This window comes from Bifidobacterium sp. B4142 (genome assembly GCF_026537325.1).
Taxonomy (GTDB): Bacteria; Actinomycetota; Actinomycetes; order Actinomycetales; family Bifidobacteriaceae; genus Bombiscardovia.
Window position 1 is genome coordinate 156,070 of sequence record NZ_JAFNMJ010000003.1, and the last position, 19,790, is coordinate 175,859.

Below are 19,790 nucleotides of genomic sequence, written 5' to 3' on the forward strand. Positions count from 1 at the left end.
TTGTCCAGACCCCGCTGTTGGTGACTTAGTCCACCAAACACGGGAACAACTAAATGTAGGAAACGAATCATCATCAGACACTACATATGGTGGTCACGACGTGATAGAGTAAGTCCTGTCAGCAAAAATGACATACATGTGATTCGCTGTTCCCGGTATGGAATTCGGGAACGCCAAAGCAAGCGCACATGAGTAACCGTATGACAACCGTATGAGGAGTGACGATGGATACTGAGGTCATGACCGATAGCGTGAAGGAGCGTGGCATTTCGGATCGCGATGCTGTTGACGGCATTCTGGTCGAGAAGCGCGACGGCCGGATCGTCGATTTTGATCCTGTCAACATCATGAACGCCATCGAAGCTGCTTTCAAGGATGTCAAGCACGAGGTCAGTCCTGAGGATCGCCAGCAGATCCGGGGTATGGCCCTGACCGTCCAGTCCGAGATCACTGATCGCTACACCAACCCAGTCAAGATCGAGGACATCCAGACCCTGGTCGAGCATGCCCTGGTCAATGCCCATCTTTACGAGATTGCTCGCTCCTATACCTCCTACCGTCTTGACCGTGACATTCAGCGGGCCAAGGCCACTGATGTCAATGAGGCCGTTCATCGTCTGACCAGCAAGGACGAGACTCTGGTGCGCGAGAACGCCAACAAGGACGCCAACGTCTACGCCACCCAGCGCGACCTGCTGGCCGGCGCGGTATCCAAGGCCTCGGCCTTCGCCATGCTGCCCAAGGATGTCTCCAACGCCCACATGAAGGGCGACATCCACTTCCACGACGCGGACTACTCGCCCTTTACTGCTGAGACCAACTGCTCCCTGCCTGACTTCGGTGACATGCTGGCCCATGGTTTCGAGCTGGGCAACGCCATGATGGACTCGCCCAAGTCCATCGGCACCGCTGCTACGCAGATCACCCAGATCATCAAGGACATTGCCGGCTCCCAGTACGGCGGTCAGACCGTCAACCGTTGTGACGAGATGCTGGACAGGTATGCGCGTCTGGACTACAAGAAGAACTATTCCATGGCTGAGGCTGTTCTGCCGGACGAGGAGCCTATCGACGTGGCCAAGGATGTCGTCCGCGGCCTCAAGGCCCGGGAAGCTGACTGGCTCCACTTGGACGATCGTGCTCCCATTGGCGAGGACGCCCCCTTCGATCTGGACGCTCCGCAGATTGTTCGGCTGCGTCAGGTCTATGCCAAGATCTTGACTCGCAAGAACATCTACGATGCCATGCAGACCATGGAGTACCAGATCAACTCCAACCGTGTCTCCAATGGTCAGACACCCTTTGTCACTGTGGGCTTCGGCCTGGGCACCTCTTGGTTCGCCAGGGAGATTCAGCGGGCCATCTTCCTGATTCGCATCCGCGGACTGGGCAAGGACCGCCACACCGCCATCTTCCCCAAGCTGGTCTTCACCATCAAGCATGGGCTGAACGCGGACGAGGGCGATCCCAACTACGACATGAAGCAGCTGGCTCTGGAGTGCTCGACCAAGCGCATGTACCCTGACGTGGTCTTCTACGAGAATTTGGTCAAGATCACCGGCTCCTTCAAGGCCCCCATGGGGTGCCGCTCCTTCCTGCAGGCCTGGACCAATCCCGAGACGGGCGAGGACGAAGAGGACGGTCGCATGAACCTTGGTGTCGTGACCGTCAACATCCCCCGCATCGCTCTGGAGTCCCGCGGCGACAAGGACCGCTTCTGGAAGATCTTTGACCAGCGTATGGAGGTGGCCCACCATGCTCTGCAGTTCCGCATCATGCGCTGCAAGCAGGCCACGCCCATCAACGCCCCCACCCTCTACCAGTACGGCGCCTTCGGCAGGCTGAAGCCCACCGACAGCGTAGACACCCTCTTCCGCAACAGCCGCTCCACTGTTTCCTTGGGCTACATCGGACTCTATGAGGCCACCAGCGTCTTCTACGGCAAGGACTGGATGAAGGACCACTCCTGGGATCCCGATGGCAAGGAGTTCGCCCTAAGCATTGTGCGCCGGATGAACCAGCTCTGCAAGCAGTGGGAGAAGGCTGAGGGGTACCACTATTCGGTCTACTCCACTCCGGCCGAGTCGCTGACTGACCGCTTCGCACGGATGGACAAGGAGAAGTTCGGCGTAGTCGACGGCGTCACCGACCACGACTTCTACACCAACAGCTTCCACTACCCGGTCTGGCTGCGGCCCACGCCCATGGAGAAGCTCAGCTACGAGCGGGACTTCCCTTACCTGGCCTCGGGCGGGTTCATCAACTACTGCGAGTTCCCATCCATGCAGCAGAACCCCAAGGCCCTGGAGGCGGTCTGGGACTACGCCTACGACATCGGCATCGGCTACCTGGGCACCAACACCCCCATCGACCACTGCTTCGTCTGCGGCTACGAGGGCGACTTCGAGCCCACTGAGGAGGGTTTCAAATGCCCCGAATGCGGCAATGACGACCCCGATAAGTGCAACGTGACCAAGCGCACCTGCGGCTACCTGGGCAACCCAGTCCAGCGGCCCATGGTCCACGGCAGGCACGAGGAGATCGCCCACCGCGTCAAGCACATGGAGGGCGAGACCGGCCACGTGGTCCTCAAGGACGGATCCACCAGGGAGTGGTTCGACGACAAGGCCGAATAGGCTCTGAAGAGGCGCAGTACATGGCGGGCCGGGTAGTTTGCGGCCCGCCATTGTCATGAGGAGGACCAGATGATGGACAAACAGGGAGCCATGAGAAAGACAGGCGGCCACCGTGACTTCGCTGCTGATGAGCAGGGGCGCGGTCCAGGGATCCCCTCTGAGCTGACCAACAATCCCAAGGCCGGCCAGTGGGACGGCCGTCGGCTTAGTCGAGGAATCGTGGCGGACTACAAGCGTCTGGTCATGACCGACGGCGAGGGGATCCGCTGCTCCCTCTACGTCAGCGGCTGCCCTTTCCGTTGCCAGGGGTGCTACAACGCTTCCATCTGGGACTTCGGCGCCGGGCACCCCTATACCCAGCAGCTTGAGGACCGCATTGTCAAGGACCTGTCGCTGTCCTATGTGCAGGGCATCACCTACCTGGGCGGGGAGCCCCTGCTCAACACCCCCATGCTGCTCGGCCTTTCGGAGCGGATCCGGCGCGAGTTCGGCCATGAGAAGGATATCTGGTGCTGGACAGGCTATACATGGGAGGAGCTGAACCGGCCGGGGGAGACCCCGGACAAGGCCCAGCTGATCTCCTACCTTGACGTGTTGGTGGACGGACGCTACTTGGAGAATCGGAAGAACAGCCTGCTCCAGTTCCGGGGCTCGGACAACCAGCGGATCATCGATGTGCCGCGTTCCTTGGAGCAGGGCCAGGTGGTCATCTGGCCCAAGCTGCATGACCAGACCAGGTTTATTCCGGAGACCTACAGCAAGGACAGGCAGCAAGAGCAGCAGCGGGGCTGATACCGGCTCCTGCTCTGAGTTGGTCTACGTCGCCTTGCCGGGGCACAATGGGTGTCATGACTGATGAGCATGATCACGACGCCAAACCCGACCTGCCCAAGGATCTGAGGGTCCGCTTCTGCCCCTCGCCGACCGGCACCCCGCATGTGGGCATGGTTCGAACCGCACTCTTCAACTGGGCTCAGGCTCGGCACTCGCACGGTACCTTCGTCTTCCGCATCGAGGACACCGATGCCCAGCGCGACAGCGAGGAGAGCTACCAGCAGATTCTGGAGGCCCTCAAGTGGCTGGGGCTGGACTGGGACGAGGGTGTGGAGGTCGGCGGCCCGGATGGCCCCTACCGGCAGTCCGAGCGTGGCGATATTTACCGCGATGTAGCCCGGCAGCTGCTGGATGCCGGCTACGCCTACGAGTCCTATTCCACTGCCGAGGAGATCAAGGAGCGTAACCTGGCCGCTGGTCGACCGGCGGCTTTCGGCTATGACGGCTATGACCGCGACCTGAGCAATGAGCAGCGTCAGGCCTTCCGCGACCAGGGTCGGCGGCCCGCCCTGCGCATCCGCATGCCTGACGAGGACATCGCCTTTGACGACCTGATTCGCGGGCATATCGAGTTCAAGGCCGGGTCCGTGCCCGACTATGTGATTGTGCGCCCCAACGGCGATCCGCTTTATACTCTGACCAATCCGGTGGATGATGCCCTGATGCGCATCAATGTGGTCCTGCGCGGCGAGGACCTGCTCAGTTCCACCCCCCGGCAGATCGTTCTCTACCGTTATTTGATGAAGCTGGGCATAGCCCGGGCCATGCCTCTCTTCGGGCACCTGCCCTATGTCATGGGCCAGGGCAAGAAGAAGCTGTCTAAGCGCGACCCTGAGTCCAACCTCTTTCTGCACCGGGAGCACGGCTTCATTCCGGAAGGTCTGCTCAACTATCTGGCCCTGCTGGGCTGGTCAATTGGCCCCGACCGGGATGTCTTCTCCATGGATGAGATGGTTGAGCACTTTGACATCCGGGATGTCAAGGCCAATCCGGCCCACTTCGACATCGACAAGGCAGTAGCTATCAACGCCGAGCACATTCGCATGCTGGAGCCACAGGACTTCCTGAACCGGTCCTTGCCCTACCTCAGGCGCGACAGGCTGGTGAGTGCCGAGCGCTGGCAGGACCTGAGCGATCGTGAGCAGCGGATCCTGACCGCTGCCGCCCCCCTGGTCCAGCCTCGCGTACGTCTGCTGGGCGAGGTCTCCGGCATGGTAGGCAGTCTGCTCAGCAAGGAGGATTACCTGGAGCCCCAGCCGGATGCCCGTAAACAGCTCAAGGACTCCGCTGGACAAGTCTTGGACCTGGCCATTGCCGCTCTGGATGATGTATCCGACCAGGACTGGAAAACCGATCACCTGCACGACCTGCTTACTCAGGCGCTGGTGGATGAGGGCGGCTATAAGCCCCGACTGGCCTTCGGGCCGGTCAGGGTGGCGGTCTCGGGAAGGCGGGTTTCGCCACCCCTGTTTGAGTCCCTGGAGATCTTGGGCAAGAGCACAACACTCCGGAGGATGGCCAACTTGCGCCAAAACCTCTGAGCGGGTATATTTCTTTTTTGTTGTGCTACTGACCTGCTGAACCGGGTTCGTACGCGGCGAAAAGTGAAGCCCCCGTCGTCTAGCGGTCTAGGACTACGCCCTCTCACGGCGCCAACACCGGTCCAAATCCGGTCGGGGGTACGACATGTGGCAATCGTCCAAGCGGTTGTCGCACAGCCAATTGGGGTATGGTGTAATTGGCAACACAGGTGATTCTGGTTCATCCATTCTTGGTTCGAGTCCAGGTACCCCAGCAGTAGGGATTCAGAGTCCCCAAGAGCGGAGCATCGAAACGATGTTCCGCTCTTCTTGTATGCGTATTGCTGCGTTTCTCAGAAATGCTTCCGGTTTCCAAAGAGGCGGCCGGTCGTGTCCATGAGAGTCGTCCGCGGTGTGAGCAAGCAAACAAAAAGAGGAGGCCCGGCAGGCAGTCATGTCAGAGTTTCCGATGGTGGAATCTGATACGTTGAGCATAGAAGTTTGAGTGATGGACCCGGTCATCGGCTGATCGGGCGGCATCACCCAGTGTTTGAGTCATTGTACGGTTTTCTTTGGTAAAGGTGCGTGAACATGACGACAATCATGGTGTTGGGAGCCGGTTATGCGGGCCTTCGCGTGGTCAAGAGGCTGGCTCATGCCAAGACGGATGCCCATGTGGTGCTGGTCAACCAGAATGAGTACCACTACGAGTCCACCCAGCTGCATCAGTTGGCGGCGGGAACCAAGGAGCCAGCGGATGTGGTCTTCGACCTGCGCAAGTCTCTACCTGATTCGGTGACACTGATCGTCGACAAGGTGGTCGGCATTGATCAGGACGGCCATCGGGTGAGCCTGGAGCATCACGATCCCCTGTCCTACGATTACTTGGTCAACGCCCTGGGCTTCGAGTCCGAAACCTTCGGCATCAAGGGGGCCGAAGAGCATGGATGGCCCATCGTGGACGTGGACACCGCTCTGGCAGCCCGCAGGAAATTGGAGCAGACGCTGGCCCGCTACCAGACCAGCCATGATCCGCTGGACCTGAGCATAGCGGTTTGTGGCGCGGGCTTCACCAGCATCGAGTACCTGGGCGAGCTGGTCTATCGGCTGCCTCAGCTTTCGAAGCGCCTGGGCTTCCCCATGGATCGGGTCAAGGTGGACTGCATAGAGGCGTCGCCCAAGATTCTGCCCATGTTCAGCAAGGACCTGGTCGACTGGGCTGTGGATTACCTGAGCAAGCGGGGAGTCAACTTCCACACCTCGACCCCTATCACCGAGGTCAAGCAAGGTGCCGTGGTCTCCAATGACCAGGAGTTCAAGGCCCATACGATCATTTGGACAACGGGCGTACGTGGCAGCCACGTTATTGCCGATTCAGGGTATAATCAGAAGCGCAACCGTGTAGTGGTCAGGGATGACCTATCGGTGGAGCAGCATCCAGAGGAGTTCCTGGTGGGTGATGTGAGCGCCGTTCCCGACCCCCAGTCAGGTCGGCTCTACCCAACTACTGCACAGATTTCGATGGCCCAGGCTGATACCGCGGCCGCGAATGTCCTTGCCAGAACGCGGGGGCAGGAGCCTCAGCGGTTCACCTTCCGGAGCGAAGGAACTGTGTGCTCCCTTGGCCCTCACGCCGGGGTCGCCGAAATCGACCGAATGGGGACGCTGAAGCTCAGGGGCAGGATGGTCTCGGTCCTGAAGTGGATCGTCAACGAGCGGTCGGTCCTTGAGTTGGCCGACGTGCGTACCATGCTGGAGAGCAACTGAACCAGCGTCTCAAGGAATGCAAGGGACAAGGCGATGAAAGAGGGGAGGACGAACATGATTCAGGACATGAGGAAGTCGCCGCATCGGTCTGCGACGGAAAGCAGGTTCGTTCCGCTCCAGCCTCGGATCGGATCATTTGCGGCGAGGATTGCCATTGGCCCTGCGTTCATCAATATGATTGACTACCTCCTGCTCCTTCTCATTCCGGCGGAAACCCCGGCCGACTGCGGCTTCCGCCAGGAGTGCGGAGATCCCGCGCCCGTATGCGGATCGGCAGGAGCGAGAGGAGAGTGGCATTAGCATGAGTTTCCTACAAGGTTTGTGGTTTTTCGTCATTGGCCTGCTTTTTGCAGGGTTCCTCCTGCTCGAGGGGTTCGACTTTGGCGTTGGCATGGCTACCAGGTTCGTGGCCCGCGATGGTGATGAGCGTGCCACCTTCATGAGGGCCATCGGCCCCCACTGGGACGGCAACGAGGTCTGGCTGATCACTGCCGGCGGCGCCATGTTCGCGGCTTTCCCGCTCTGGTACGCCTCCCTCTTTTCGGGGTATTACATCCTGCTCTTCCTGGTGCTGGTCGCCCTGATCCTGCGCGGAGTCTCATTCGAGTTCGCCTCCCACGCACTGACCAGCCGTGAACGTGGCGTATGGCAGTGGGCCAACTTCATCGGCTCCCTGTTTGCGCCCTTCTTCCTGGGTATGATGCTGACCAGTCTGATCCAGGGCATTCCCATGGATAAGAACGGCGATGCCTGGCCCGGGTTCTTTGACGTGTTCAACTGGCTTTCCGTGGTAGGCGGCATAGCAGTCGTCTTCTTCAGCTTCGTCCACGGCCTGCATTTCCTGAGCCTGAAGCTTGGAGCCATGGATTCACGCCGGATGCTCAACGTCAGCGAGAAGGCCTATTGGATCGCCTATCCGGCACTGGTCGTCTTTGTGCTCCTGGCTATCTTCAACACCGACTTCTACAAGGCCCGCCCCCTGTCCACCTGGCTGATCACTGTGATCATTCTGGCATCCGTCATTGGAGGCCACCTTGCTGTCTTCAAGAAGCACGGCGGCTATGCCTTCACCTGCTCGGGCATCACTTTGATGGCCATCATCGCCTTTATCTTCAACGGGCTCTTCCCCCGTGTGATGATTGCCGACAATCCGGCTCACGACCTGCTGATCCAGGATGCCTCGGCTTCTCCGCTGACCATGAAGATCATGACTGTGGTGCTTTGCATCCTCCTGCCCATCATGCTGGCCTACTTCATCTGGAGCTACTTCATCCAGCGCAAGCGGCTGGAGACCGATGGCGCCCACCTGACCTCGCCTGTGGCCCCTTCGGCCACCGTGGCTGAGACCCTCTGAAATTCTAGGGGCAGGGGAGGCAGCGCCGACAGGACCGGAGGACATCCGAAGGGTAATGCATTGATCGACAAAAATCTCTTCCGTTTCGATGGAGTCCGGTCCACCCTGGGCCTGCTGGCCGGCCTGTCCCTGGTCCAGGGAATCGGTGTGGTGGCTCAGGCCTATGGACTTACCTTGGCTCTGGTGCGCATTTGGCACCTTCAGAACCTCAGTGTGCTGGTGGCGCCAGTGCTGATCTTTTTGGTCGCCTACACCTGTCGGCAGCTCTGCGACGTGGCCAAGGATCGTATCGCCACCGATCGTGCCGATGCCGTCGTGGCGCAGCTGCGGCCCCGAATTCAGGACAAGGTCTTCTCGCTGGGTCCATCGGCTCTGGCCCGGCGCGGCACAGGATCGGCCGTCACCATGTTGGTGGACGGACTCGACCAGGTGCGCACCTATGTGTTGACGGTCCTGCCCAAGCTGATGGATCTCATTTTCATCCCCCTGATCGTTCTGGTCATGGTCTGGGCACAGGATGCAGGTTCCGGTCTGATTCTCCTGCTTATGCTGCCCCTGCTCATCTTCTTCATGGTCATCCTGGGCCTGGCCGCCAGGGATCGCTCCAGTCGACAGTACGCCCAGTTCCGAAAGCTCAACACAAGGTTCATGGATACGGTCTTGGGCCTGCCGACCCTGAAGATGCTGGGCATCGACAAGGAGTACGAGGACGAGATCTATTCGGTATCCGACCGCTTCCGGAAGAGGACCATGAGCGTTATCCGGGTGGCTATGACCTCCACTTTTGCCCTGGACTTCTTCGCCACTTTGGCCATCGCCATCATGGCGGTCTTCCTGGGCAACAGCCTGATCGATGGCAAAGCGGAGCTCTTTCCCTCCCTGCTGGCCCTGATCCTGGCTCCCGAATACTTCATGCCTATTCGCCAGTTCGGAGACGACTTCCATGCAACACTGAACGGCAAGAATGCCTTGGATGACATCGTAGACATGCTGGCCCAGCCTGAGCCTAAGCGCTTGGAGGAGCTGGACTGGTCCGGGTGGAAGCAGGACAGCCACCTGCACCTGGAGGGAATCGACTTCGCCTATCCTGGCCCCAAGCCGTTGCAGAGCAATGCTTCAGCCGGGGCGCAGATGGATGCCATGGCCAAATCCGAGAATCAAAAGACCGGCAAGAAAAGCAATAAGCCCAAGGCATCCAAGGGTCATGACGGTGATGGGATGCCGGTTTCGGTGGCATCCAATTCCGGAGCATCGCGAGGAACCGAAGTCGAGGATGTTCCGGAGTCACAGGTCCGCCGGGTCGACAGCGATGCCGAGGAGCAGCCCCTGGCCCTGAGCGGGCTGGACCTGGACCTGCGCGGCTTTTCCAAGGTGGCCGTCGTCGGCCGTTCAGGAGCAGGCAAGTCCACATTGATGGATTTGCTGGCCGGCTTTGAGCAGCCCAAGGCGGGCAGCATCGACTTGGACGGTCATCTGCTGGAGCACTGCAATGCGGCTGCCTGGCAGCGGCACATCAGTTATATTCCCCAGAACCCCTTCATCTTCCATGGCACCGTGGCTGACAACATACGCTTCTACAACCAGGATGCAGACGATGCTGCGGTGGCTCGTGCAGCCGACCAGGCCGGGTTGACCGACTGGCTAAAAACACTGTCCGACGGTCTGAACACCCGAATCGGTGAGGGCAACCGTGGCATCAGCGGCGGCCAGGCTCAGCGAATCGCCCTGGCCAGGGGCGTCTTGGACCCCTCACGCGAGATCCTGTTGTTTGACGAGCCCACCGCCCACCTGGACATCGAGACGGAATACGATCTGAAGCAGACACTGCTGCCCATCATGAACGGGCACCTTGTCGTCCTGGCCACCCACCGCCTGCACTGGCTGGCCAACATGGATTGGGTGATCATGCTGGAGGATGGACGGATTGTAGCCCAAGGCGATCCGCGCGAGCTGATCGGTCAGGGCGGGCCCTTGGATGATCTGATCAATGAGATGGGGGGGAACCAGATTGCCGACTACCAGCAGGACTGATGCCGCCGGAAAAGGCGGCAGGAGGGCGCCGAAGACCTCCCGCCGCGGCCGCGGGCTGTCAGGCTACATGCAGATCTGGCACCGGGATCATTGGTTCTGGCCCTACCTTCGTCAGAACAAGGGGTTGCTTGCCCTGATCTTTTTCCTGGGGGCCATCACCTTCGTCTGCGCGGCCGGGCTGATGTTCACCTCGGGCTTCCTGATCAGCAGGTCGGCCCGTCACCCCTTCAACATCTTCGCAGTCTATGTGCCGGTGGTCCTGACCAGGGCCTTCGGCATCGGACGGCCGTCATTCAAGTACCTGGAGCGCATCAAGAGCCATGATTGGGTGCTCCGAGTAGTCTCCAAGCTGCGGGTTCAGCTCTATCGCACCCTCTCGCAGGATGCTGCCTTCCTGAACGAGCATGAACGCACGGGCGAGGTTTTGGGCATGCTCTCGGACGACCTGGACCATTTGGAGAACTTCTACCTGCGCACCATCTTCCCCACGGTCGTGGCCTATATTATGTGGGTGGTGGTCACCATCGCCGTAGGAGTCTTCTCCTGGCTGACCTCGCTCCTGCTCTTCCTGCTTTTCGCCTTGATCCTGATCCTGGTCCCGCTGGTCTCGCTGGCTTATTCAGACGGGCGCTATGACATGGAGAAGGCAAGGCGGCAGGACCAGTACACTGCTGTAACTGAGAGCTATATGGGCCTGGGGGATTGGGTGATCACCCGCCGCCGGCGGCGGTTTGTGGATATAGCGTCCGACGATTTCAACGACATCGCTAATGGCCGTAGGCAGCAAAAGCGGTTCGAACGATGGCGCAATTGCGGCATCCAGATGATTTTCGCCCTCATGGTGGTGGCTCTGATCGTTGGAGCGGATCTGCGTATGACCAGTTCCACCTCCGTTGCGGACTTCGCGGCAGCAGTGGTCCTGGCGGTTTTTCCTTTGGTCGACTGTTTCATCGTGGTCTCCCAGGCGGTGGCTGAGGTTCCCCTTTATACGGACTCTCTGGGCCACCTGAATGAACTGACCGACCGGGTCGAGTCCCGGCGGATTCCGGCCAGTGCTCAGACCAGGCTGGAGGGGCCGATCCGGTCGATCGTTTTCGATCATGTCAGTTTCTCCTACGGGCCTGATGACCCGCTGTTGCTGGACGACTTCAGCCTGCGGATCAAGGGTGGACAACGAGTGGCCCTGCTCGGTCCCAGCGGTGAGGGCAAGACAACGGTTCTTCAGCTGCTTCTGGGCGACCTGCGCCCCACCAGTGGCCGTATCCTGATCAATGGAATACCGGTCGATGCCTTGCAGGACCAGCGTCCCGAGCTTTTCGGCTATTTGAACCAGCAGGCATTCCTCTTCAATACCACGATTGCCTCCAACGTGCGTCTGGGCGCTCCACAGGCCGATGACGATCAGGTCCGCCAGGCCTTGAAGGCTGTTCAGCTGGATAAGGTCGTTGCGGGCATGCCCCAGGGAATCGACACGCCGGTGGAGGAGGCCGGCGGCCGTCTTTCAGGCGGGCAGCGTCAGCGTGTGGCCTTGGCCAGAATCGTGCTCAAGCGCACTCCCATCATTCTTTTGGACGAGCCCACCATCGGTCTGGATCCCATTACCGAGCGACGGCTCATGGCTATGATTTTCAGAGTAAGCCAAAAGCGCACACTCCTTTGGGTGACCCATCACCTGCAGGGGCTGGAGGAGGCCGACCAGGTCATCTTCATGCAGGACGGGCACATCGTCATGCAAGGGCGCCCGGTCGACCTGTATCGGGAGAACGCACGTTTCCGTGAACTTTATCGCATGGATGTCTCGGACGTGGACAAGAGCGACGGTCAAGGGATATACTTGGACTGGCAGTCAGATTCGGATGGACGGAACCCTGTTGAATGACCATCAGGCTGTTTTCCGGGCAGTGAGCTTTGCGCGGTTGCCAGGTCGTCGATCTTGGCGGATGGCTTCCCTGCTGGTTGTTGCATGCCGACAGTTCATGGACTGTACGGTATGGAAGCCGAAGCCCGGAGAAGCGGCAGGATCGCTAAGCCGGGGAGGGCCAAAAGGCTTTCGTAGGCAAGAAGTCCGGTCACATCTGAATCCGTTCGGATTCGACCCGCGCACTCACGCCCGACGAATCACTGCAGAGATTGGGAGGAACGATGTTCACTGTATTGGGATTGTCTAGATTCCAGTTCGCCATGACGACGATATTCCACTTCTTCTATGTCCCTATGACCATCGGTCTGTCCCTGGCGGTCGCGATCATGGAGACCATCTATGTGGTGACCAAGAAGGATGTCTACAAGAAGATGACCATGTTCTGGTCCAAGATCTTCCTGCTCTCCTTCGCAGTCGGCGTGGTCACTGGGATCATCCAGGAGTTCCAGTTCGGCATGAACTGGTCCAACTACTCCAGGTTCATGGGTGATATCTTCGGTGCCCCATTGGCCATCGAAGCCTTGCTGGCCTTCTTCCTGGAATCCACATTCATCGGTGTGTGGATGTTCACTTGGAACCGCTTCAAGCCGGCTGTGCATGCGGTCTTCATCTGGCTGACCTTCCTGGGCTCATCCATGTCGGCCATCTGGATTCTGGCTGCCAACAGCTTCATGCAGCATCCGGTCGGCTTCGAGATCAACCAGGCCACCGGCCATGTGCGTCTGACCGATTTCGGCGCGGTGGTATCCAACCCCCAGTTATGGATAGAATTCCCCCACGTCTTCTTCGCTGCCGTCTGCACAGGGGCTTTTGTGGTCATGGGCTGCAGCGCTTTCAGCCTGCTGAGGATGCATCTGGGCAACAAGGATAAGGCCGTGGCTGCTGTAGAGGCTGACTCCGGTAAGCAGGCCAAGGTCAACTTCTTCACCAAGTCCATCCGTCTGGCCGCCCTGATGGGGCTGATCGGCTCCATCTGCGTGATTACCTATGGTGATCTGCAGGGCAAGTACATCGTGACCGATCAACCGATGAAGCTGGCCGCCACTGAGGGCATCTACGAGGATACCGGCGATCCTGCCCCCTGGACGGTTGTGGCTTTGGTCAACGAGAAGGATCACAAGGTCGACGGGTCTGTCGAGGTTCCAGGCGCCATGTCCATACTGGCTTACGGCAAGAGCACAGGGGCCGTCAAGGGCATGAACACCATCAACAAGGAGCTGCACGAGAAGTATGATGCCAAGTATGGCAAGGACATGAACTACTACGTACCGGCCGCCACCCTTTTCTGGGTCTTCCGCCTGATGGCCGGAGTCGGCTTTGCCTTCGCTCTGATATCCGCATTGGTGCTTTGGTTTACCCGCAAGAAGAAGAACACGCTGTTCACCACTCGTTGGAAGCTCTGGATCATGGGTATCTTTACTTTCGTCCCCTTCGTGGCCACGACCAGCGGCTGGCTGGTGACGGAGCTTGGACGATATCCATGGCTGGTCTACGGTTTCCAGACCATTGCCGATGGAGTTTCGCCGACGAGCACGGTGCCAAACCTGCTCTTCACCTGCACTGTCTATTTCCTCCTCTTCCTGGTACTGGGCGGAGTCATGGTCTTCTATACCAGGAGGACCCTGCACCAGGGACCCTTCTACCGGCCGGATGACGGCAATGGGCCGCAGACCGCCAAGGTGCATGGCGCTCCCGCCCGGGTGGCCTTGGCCTGACGGCTGGCTGGCTAGCTGGCCCACCCTCTCTTCCCCTTCGGCAAGCCCCCGTTTCGGACCTCACGGTTCGGGACGGGGGCTTTGCTGCCATCAGGCCTTGGCGTCAGTGGGGGGCAATCCCGAGCATGAAGCGAATGTTTTGGCGAATGCTCGGCATATGCATGATATCCGACCGACTTCGCTCCCTTTCGTTTGGTAGTGCCGATTCGGTCAGATCTGAGCGGTCATCGTAGTTGCCATGCCCTGAAGCAGGTCGCGCACGCCTTTGGCCACGGGGGAATCCTCCAGACTGTCTGCAGCACGCCGCAGATAGTCCTTGGCGGTTTGCCGACTGCTCTCCATCAGGTGGGGATGGCTTCTGAAGTAGGCGACTACCTGGACAGGATCGTCTTGCTGGACCAGTGTTCTGAAGTTTTCATCCTCCTGGAATCCCAGCAGAACCGGCAGAGTGTAGATCCCATCGCGGATATCTTCCAGCTTGGGCTTGCCGGTGTCGTGATCCAGTTCAAAATCATTGATGTCGTCGATGATTTGGAAGGCCATACCCAGATTACTGCCGAAGTTTCGGGCAGTCCGTTCCAGTGCCGGGTCGGTTGGCTGGCCGTCGAGGCGGATCCCGGTCAGGCAGGCCAGGCGGAAGAGGGCCGCCGTTTTTCCGGAGATGGCTCGGTCGTAGTCGTCTATGGTTATCTGGGTGTGGTGGCGGTCGGACTCCTGATAAAGCTCCCCGCCTACAATTTCGCAGACTGTGCCGGCCTGCTCCCTGATAAAGGCTGTATCAGGGGCTATGGAGGCCATGATCTCCATGTAGCGCGAGAGGATCAGATCTCCCAGATAGATGGCGGCCTTGTTGCCTCGGATGGTGTGGACCGTAGGCTTGTTGCGGCGGATGGGGGCACTGTCCAGAACGTCGTCGTGAACCAGCGTAGCCAGATGGAGCATCTCGATGGCGGCTGCGCCGGTGATGACAGTGTCGTCCACCAGCCCTTCAGTGCTGGTGCCGGCTCGGGCAAAGAGGACCACCATAGCGGCTCGGATCATCTTGCCGTGGTTGTCCAGCAGTCGACGGTAATCCTCCTGATAGGGAGCCACATGGGTGCGCTCTTGGTGCAGGCGGTCGACGACCCGCTCAAGATCCTTGCGCAACAGGAGCCCTTGTCCTTCTGCCATGGAGGTATGCTCCCTCTCGCTTGTTGAGAACCGCAACATATTCAATATACCAAGTACAAGACCATGCCTGGAGATCATTGGCCCGGTCCTGGCTGCCGCTGTGGCCAATGTGGCCAATCTCACACCCTGCTGCCACCGCGCTGCGGCGATGCTCCGACCTAGGACGAAGGATGCCATCTTCACGGGCCATTTCTGGGGAGTGGTTGCACAGATCGGGCGAGGGCCGAAGCCAGGTGAAGTAGGCTGGGATATATGAGTCAGCATTACCACGCGTATCAGGCCTGCCCACAAGGCGGCGAGGCAGGGCATGATCGACCGCTGTCCGTTTCGGCCCGGCTAGGGCGACTTCAGTTCCATCACTCGGGCAAGTTCAGACTTTTGCAATTGGCCGATGTCCAGGAGGGCCCCAAGGTCTCTACGGACACGATCAGGCTGATAGGCGCGGCCTGTGATGCAGCCAGGCCTGATCTGGTGGTCTTCTCGGGCAACCAGGTGGCCGGTTACGACACGGCCTACGAGCACACCTTCCGCAAGAGGCGTTGGAGTACTCCCCTGGATGGCATCTACTCAGCAGGTCTGAGCATGGGCGGCGCCCTGGGACTGGGGGGAGCCTCGCTGAGGCGCTCCTCCAAGCCCCAGAATGGCCAAGCGGCTGCGGGCCGCCGGGGATCGGAGCATGGAGAGACCGGCAGGGGTGCCGAGCCTGTACGTCGGCAGAATATCAAGCACACCGAGGACCTGGTCCGCAGAACCGTCGGTCTGATCACCGGCCCGCTGGTAGAACGGGGGATTCCCTTCGTCGTTACCTACGGCAATCACGACTTCCAGTGCGGTCTAGACACCGATCAGATGGATGCCATCTACCGGGAAGTGCCCGGTTGTCTGAACCCAGAGGCTACGGTCGCCCATCCGGATCGGGTCCACGCGTTGATCGGATCGGCCCTGCCCTCCCAGACGGCCTTCGTCTGTGCCCCAGGCACTTTCGCCCTGCCAGTGGCGGATTGCGACGGTCATGGGGTGGTCATGGGCCTGGTCCTGCTGGACTCCGGCGACTATGCCCGCTCCGGCGGCTATGGCCCGCCTTCGGCCCAGGCCCTGGACTTCCTGGCGGCCGTCCCGGATCTCTTAGGCAACCGATCCATGGTGTTCCAGCACATGCCAATTCCCCAGTTCTATGATCTGCTTAAGCCAGTGCCGGCCACTACGGCTTATGCGGTCCAGGGCTACCGAAGCTTCGACTCCCATTGCTACATCCTGGATGAATCGCGCACCTGCCCGGGCTCCTACCTGGGCGAGGGCGTCTCCTGTCCGGACGAGGACAGCGGGGAGTATGACCTGCTGACCCGCGACGGCGGCTACTTTGCACTCTTCGCCGGGCATGACCATCGCAATGGCTTCGTCGGACGCAGTGGTGACCTGACTCTGGGGGCAACGCCCACATGCGGATTTGGCTCCTATGGACCGGTGCCCGGCAAGCGGGCGGCACGGCTTTTCGAGTTCGACATTCGCCATCCCCATAATCCGCGCACCCAGCTCCTGGAATTCGGCCAATTGGTGGGACGGCCCGGATCCCACAAGGTCTATACCTTCGCCATGAGCCATGTGCCTACCTCTACTGGGGATGCGGTCAATCTGCTGCGTCGGCCCGGATTTCTGGCAGGTGGCCTGACGGCCCTGGCGGGGCTGATTGCCTCTTGGCGCTCCACCAGGCGGCCGTGAAGAGCCAGGAATCCGCTCAGACCCTGTGATGGGCGGGGGATGAGGCTCGCAGCAGGGCTTCGGTCAGGTATTTGCCAGCGGCCATGACCAGAGGGGCGTATCGCCTTCCCGGCGTGGTGGACATGCGGTTGACAGGCCCGGAGATGGATATGGCTGCCATGACTTGTCCGGATCCGTTGCGGATTGGGGCCGAAATGGAGCATACCCCCTCTTCTCGCTCGTTGATGGATTCGGCCCAGCCGCGCTTGCGGACCGTGGCCAATGTGGCCGTGTTGAACTTGGCATGCCTCAGACCCTGATGAAGGCGCTCAGGCTCCTCCCAAGCCAGCAGAATCTGTGCAGCCGACCCGGCCTCCATGGACAGCAGAGCGCCTACGGGGATGGAGTCACGCAGGCCGGAGGCGCGTTCCACTGCGGCGATGCAGATCCGGACCTCGCCTTGGCGGCGGAAAATCTGGGCCGACTCGCCCGAACGGGTAAGCAGTGTATGCAGGATGGGCCCTGAGGCGGTCAGCAGGCGGTCTTCGCCGGCGGCAGCGGCCAGCTCGGCGAAGCGGGAGCCCAGGACAAAGCGGCCATGCGCGTCCCGCAGCACGAAACGGTGGCGCTCCAAGGCGATGGCCAGTCGGTGGGCCGTGGGTCGGGCCAATCCGGTCGCGTTGACCAGCTGGCCCAGGGTCATGGGTCCGGTCTCCAAAGTATCCAGAATCCGCACCGTCTTGTCCAGAACGCCGACGCCCGAATGAATCTCCTCCTGATGCAGGTTCTGATCATTCGCCGAAGGAAATCTGTCGTCGTTCTTAGAAGGTGTGTCCATGGTTGAATTATGCCATCTCAGTATATGAAATGCAAAAGTTCATAATCGTTGGGCAGTTCCATACTCAGTGATGAAAGGCCGACGGGGAGCCGGCGAGGTTGGCGCCCTGGCCGGTGCAGGCTTGTAGGAGGCGATATGGGACGCACAATGGCGGAAAAGGTCTGGGCTGACCATTTGGTCAGGAAGGGCCAGGGAGGCGAGCCCGATCTGATCTACATCGATCTGCAGCTCATGCATGAGGTGACCAGTCCACAGGCCTTCGAGGGACTGCGTCTGGCAGGCCGGAAGATCCGCCACTTGGACCAGGTCATAGCCACCGAGGACCACAACACCCCTACCATCGACATCGATCGACCCATCGCCGACAGGGTCTCGGCTTTGCAGATCTCCACCTTGGAGCGCAACTGTCGCGAGTTCGGGGTCCGCCTGCATCCATTGGGAGATGCGGACCAGGGCATCGTCCATGCCTTTGCACCCCTTCTGGGGTTGACCCAGCCCGGCATGACCATCGTCTGCGGCGATTCGCATACCTCGACCCACGGGGCCTTTGGGGCTTTGGCCTTCGGCGTCGGAACCTCCGAGGTGGAGCATGTTCTGGCCACCCAGACCCTGAGTCTGAAGCCTTTCAAGACCATGGCCATCACCGTCCGCGGCCAGCTCAAGCCGGGCGTGAGCGCCAAGGATGTCATCCTGGCAGTCATAGCCAGGATCGGCACTGGCGGCGGCCAAGGGCACGTTCTGGAATATCGGGGTGACGCCATTCGGCGCATGTCTATGGATGCGCGCATGACCATCTGCAACATGTCCATAGAGGCCGGGGCGAGGGCTGGGATGATCGCACCCGACGAGACCACTTTCGCCTACTTGGAGGGTCGGCCGCACGCCCCAAAGGGGGCCATGTGGGATCAGGCCCTGGACTACTGGCGGACTCTGCCCACCGATCCGGATGCAGCCTTCGACAAGGAGGTCATCCTGGATGCCGACCAGCTGACCCCCTACGTGACCTGGGGCACCAACCCCGGACAGGGCCTGCCCATCGCAGCTGATGTGCCTGTGCCAGAAAAGATCGCCGACCCGGCTAAGCGCCAGGCGGCCCAGGAGGCCATCGACTACATGGGGCTGAAGCCGGGGATGCCCATCCGGGACATCGCCGTGGACACCGTGTTTATTGGCTCCTGCACCAACGGACGCATCGAGGATCTTCGCGCGGCAGCGGCCATTATGAAGGGGCATCACAAGGCCAAGAACCTCCATCGCGTCCTGGTGGTGCCGGCCTCTTCGCGAGTTCGCATTCAGGCCGAGAAGGAGGGGCTGGACCGCATCTTCGAGGACTTCGGAGCCGAATGGCGCAACGCCGGCTGCTCCATGTGCCTGGGAATGAATCCCGACCAGCTGGTGCCGGGGGAGCGTTCCATTTCCACATCCAACCGCAACTTCCAGGGTCGTCAGGGCAAGGGCGGCAGGACGCATCTGGCCTCGCCCGAGGTGGCTGCCGCGACGGCCATCAAGGGAACCATCTGCTCCCCGGCCGATCTGTAAGTCATCAATCGTTCGCCATCGTCATCGCCATCCAGAAGGCAGGAGGTTATCATGGAGCCACTTTCCGTTGTAACCGGGGTAGGGGTGCCCTTGCGCCGCTCCAACGTCGACACTGATCAGATCATCCCCGCCGTGTTCCTGAAGCGGGTGCAGAAGACCGGCTTCGAAGATGCGCTCTTCTACGCCTGGCGAAGGGATCCGAATTTCATACTCAACAGGCCCGAATATTCGGGTGCCCGCATCCTGGTGGCCGGGCCGGATTTCGGCATCGGATCCTCGCGCGAGCATGCGGTCTGGGCTCTGCGGGACTATGGCTTCCGCGTGATCATCGCCCCCCGTTTTGCTGACATCTTCTATGGGAACACCGCCAAGAACGGGGTCCTGGCCGCCATCATGCCCCAGGAATCAGTGGAGTTGCTCTGGAAGCTCCTGGAGGAGGACCCCGGCGCCGAGATGACCGTGGACCTGGGCGCTCGCACGGTTACCTGCGCGGATGTGACCCTGCCCTTCCAGGTGGACGACTATGTGCGATGGCGGCTCATGAACGGCTACGACGACATCGATCTGACCCTGCAGCACGAGGATGATATCCGTGCCTATGAGCGCATGCGGGCTGAGCGATTCCCCTTCAAGCCGCGTACCCTGCCGGCCCGGCACATGCCCGAAGAGCCAGTCACTTCAGCCAGGGAGAGTCAAATCGACTGGCCTGGTCCCCTGGCTGACCGCGGCATCATCTGACCGACGGGCCGAGCGCCTTTATATGAAAG

At 60.3% G+C, this 19,790-nt stretch carries 13 protein-coding genes and 2 tRNA genes; 13 read left to right on the plus strand and 2 right to left on the minus strand.

The window, feature by feature from the left end:
- The first annotated feature begins 239 nt into the window (after positions 1–239).
- The 10 genes from nrdD to J3U06_RS06730 all read left to right on the plus strand — a co-directional run bounded on the left by nrdD (position 240) and on the right by J3U06_RS06730 (position 13,778).
- Positions 240–2,636: an anaerobic ribonucleoside-triphosphate reductase gene (nrdD, locus tag J3U06_RS06685; RefSeq protein WP_267444744.1), complete on the plus strand. Its 2,397-nt coding sequence runs from the start codon at positions 240–242 to the stop codon at positions 2,634–2,636.
- A gap of 69 nt (positions 2,637–2,705) precedes the next feature.
- The gene (nrdG, locus tag J3U06_RS06690) at positions 2,706–3,428 is read left to right on the plus strand and encodes an anaerobic ribonucleoside-triphosphate reductase activating protein (protein WP_267444703.1); all 723 of its coding nucleotides are present in this window, start codon (positions 2,706–2,708) and stop codon (positions 3,426–3,428) included.
- Between the two features lie 56 nt (positions 3,429–3,484).
- The gene (gene gltX / locus J3U06_RS06695) at positions 3,485–5,011 is read left to right on the plus strand and encodes a glutamate--tRNA ligase (RefSeq protein WP_220236823.1); all 1,527 of its coding nucleotides are present in this window, start codon (positions 3,485–3,487) and stop codon (positions 5,009–5,011) included.
- Between the two features lie 68 nt (positions 5,012–5,079).
- Positions 5,080–5,152, plus strand: a tRNA-Glu gene (locus tag J3U06_RS06700).
- A 41-nt stretch (positions 5,153–5,193) separates the two neighbouring features.
- A tRNA-Gln gene (locus tag J3U06_RS06705) sits at positions 5,194–5,265 on the plus strand.
- 316 nt (positions 5,266–5,581) lie between these two features.
- Positions 5,582–6,757 (plus strand): NAD(P)/FAD-dependent oxidoreductase, encoded by a 1,176-nt coding sequence (locus J3U06_RS06710; RefSeq protein WP_267444704.1) that lies wholly within the window; start codon positions 5,582–5,584, stop codon positions 6,755–6,757.
- A 301-nt stretch (positions 6,758–7,058) separates the two neighbouring features.
- Positions 7,059–8,111: a cytochrome d ubiquinol oxidase subunit II gene (gene cydB, locus J3U06_RS06715; protein ID WP_267400541.1), complete on the plus strand. Its 1,053-nt coding sequence runs from the start codon at positions 7,059–7,061 to the stop codon at positions 8,109–8,111.
- Positions 8,112–8,171: 60 nt separating this feature from the next.
- Positions 8,172–10,142, plus strand: coding sequence for an ABC transporter ATP-binding protein/permease (locus J3U06_RS06720; RefSeq protein ID WP_267444705.1), 1,971 nt, complete (start codon positions 8,172–8,174; stop codon positions 10,140–10,142).
- A complete protein-coding gene (cydC, locus tag J3U06_RS06725; protein ID WP_267444706.1) occupies positions 10,120–12,021 on the plus strand; it encodes a thiol reductant ABC exporter subunit CydC in 1,902 nt (633 codons plus the stop codon). Before J3U06_RS06720 ends, cydC begins: the two co-directional genes overlap by 23 nt.
- Before the next feature lie 263 nt (positions 12,022–12,284).
- Entirely contained in the window at positions 12,285–13,778 is a 1,494-nt protein-coding gene (locus J3U06_RS06730; RefSeq protein WP_220236826.1) for a cytochrome ubiquinol oxidase subunit I, read from the plus strand.
- Positions 13,779–13,988: 210 nt separating this feature from the next.
- Here J3U06_RS06730 and J3U06_RS06735 read toward each other — a convergent pair whose 3' ends face one another.
- Positions 13,989–14,948: a polyprenyl synthetase family protein gene (locus tag J3U06_RS06735; RefSeq protein WP_267444707.1), complete on the minus strand. Its 960-nt coding sequence runs from the start codon at positions 14,946–14,948 to the stop codon at positions 13,989–13,991.
- Positions 14,949–15,200: 252 nt separating this feature from the next.
- Here J3U06_RS06735 and J3U06_RS06740 point away from each other — a divergent pair, with 252 nt between their 5' ends.
- Complete coding sequence (locus tag J3U06_RS06740; RefSeq protein WP_267444708.1) at positions 15,201–16,667, plus strand: serine/threonine protein phosphatase; 1,467 nt, start codon at positions 15,201–15,203, stop codon at positions 16,665–16,667.
- A gap of 16 nt (positions 16,668–16,683) precedes the next feature.
- Here the strand turns inward: J3U06_RS06740 and J3U06_RS06745 are convergent, their stop codons facing one another.
- Complete coding sequence (locus J3U06_RS06745) at positions 16,684–17,484, minus strand: IclR family transcriptional regulator (RefSeq protein WP_258561538.1); 801 nt, start codon at positions 17,482–17,484, stop codon at positions 16,684–16,686.
- A 135-nt stretch (positions 17,485–17,619) separates the two neighbouring features.
- On the opposite strand from J3U06_RS06745, the gene leuC reads away from it, so the two are divergent.
- Both leuC and leuD read left to right on the plus strand, forming a co-directional pair.
- Entirely contained in the window at positions 17,620–19,023 is a 1,404-nt protein-coding gene (leuC, locus tag J3U06_RS06750; protein WP_220236829.1) for a 3-isopropylmalate dehydratase large subunit, read from the plus strand.
- A 51-nt stretch (positions 19,024–19,074) separates the two neighbouring features.
- Entirely contained in the window at positions 19,075–19,761 is a 687-nt protein-coding gene (gene leuD, locus J3U06_RS06755; protein WP_267430731.1) for a 3-isopropylmalate dehydratase small subunit, read from the plus strand.
- Positions 19,762–19,790: the final 29 nt, after the last annotated feature.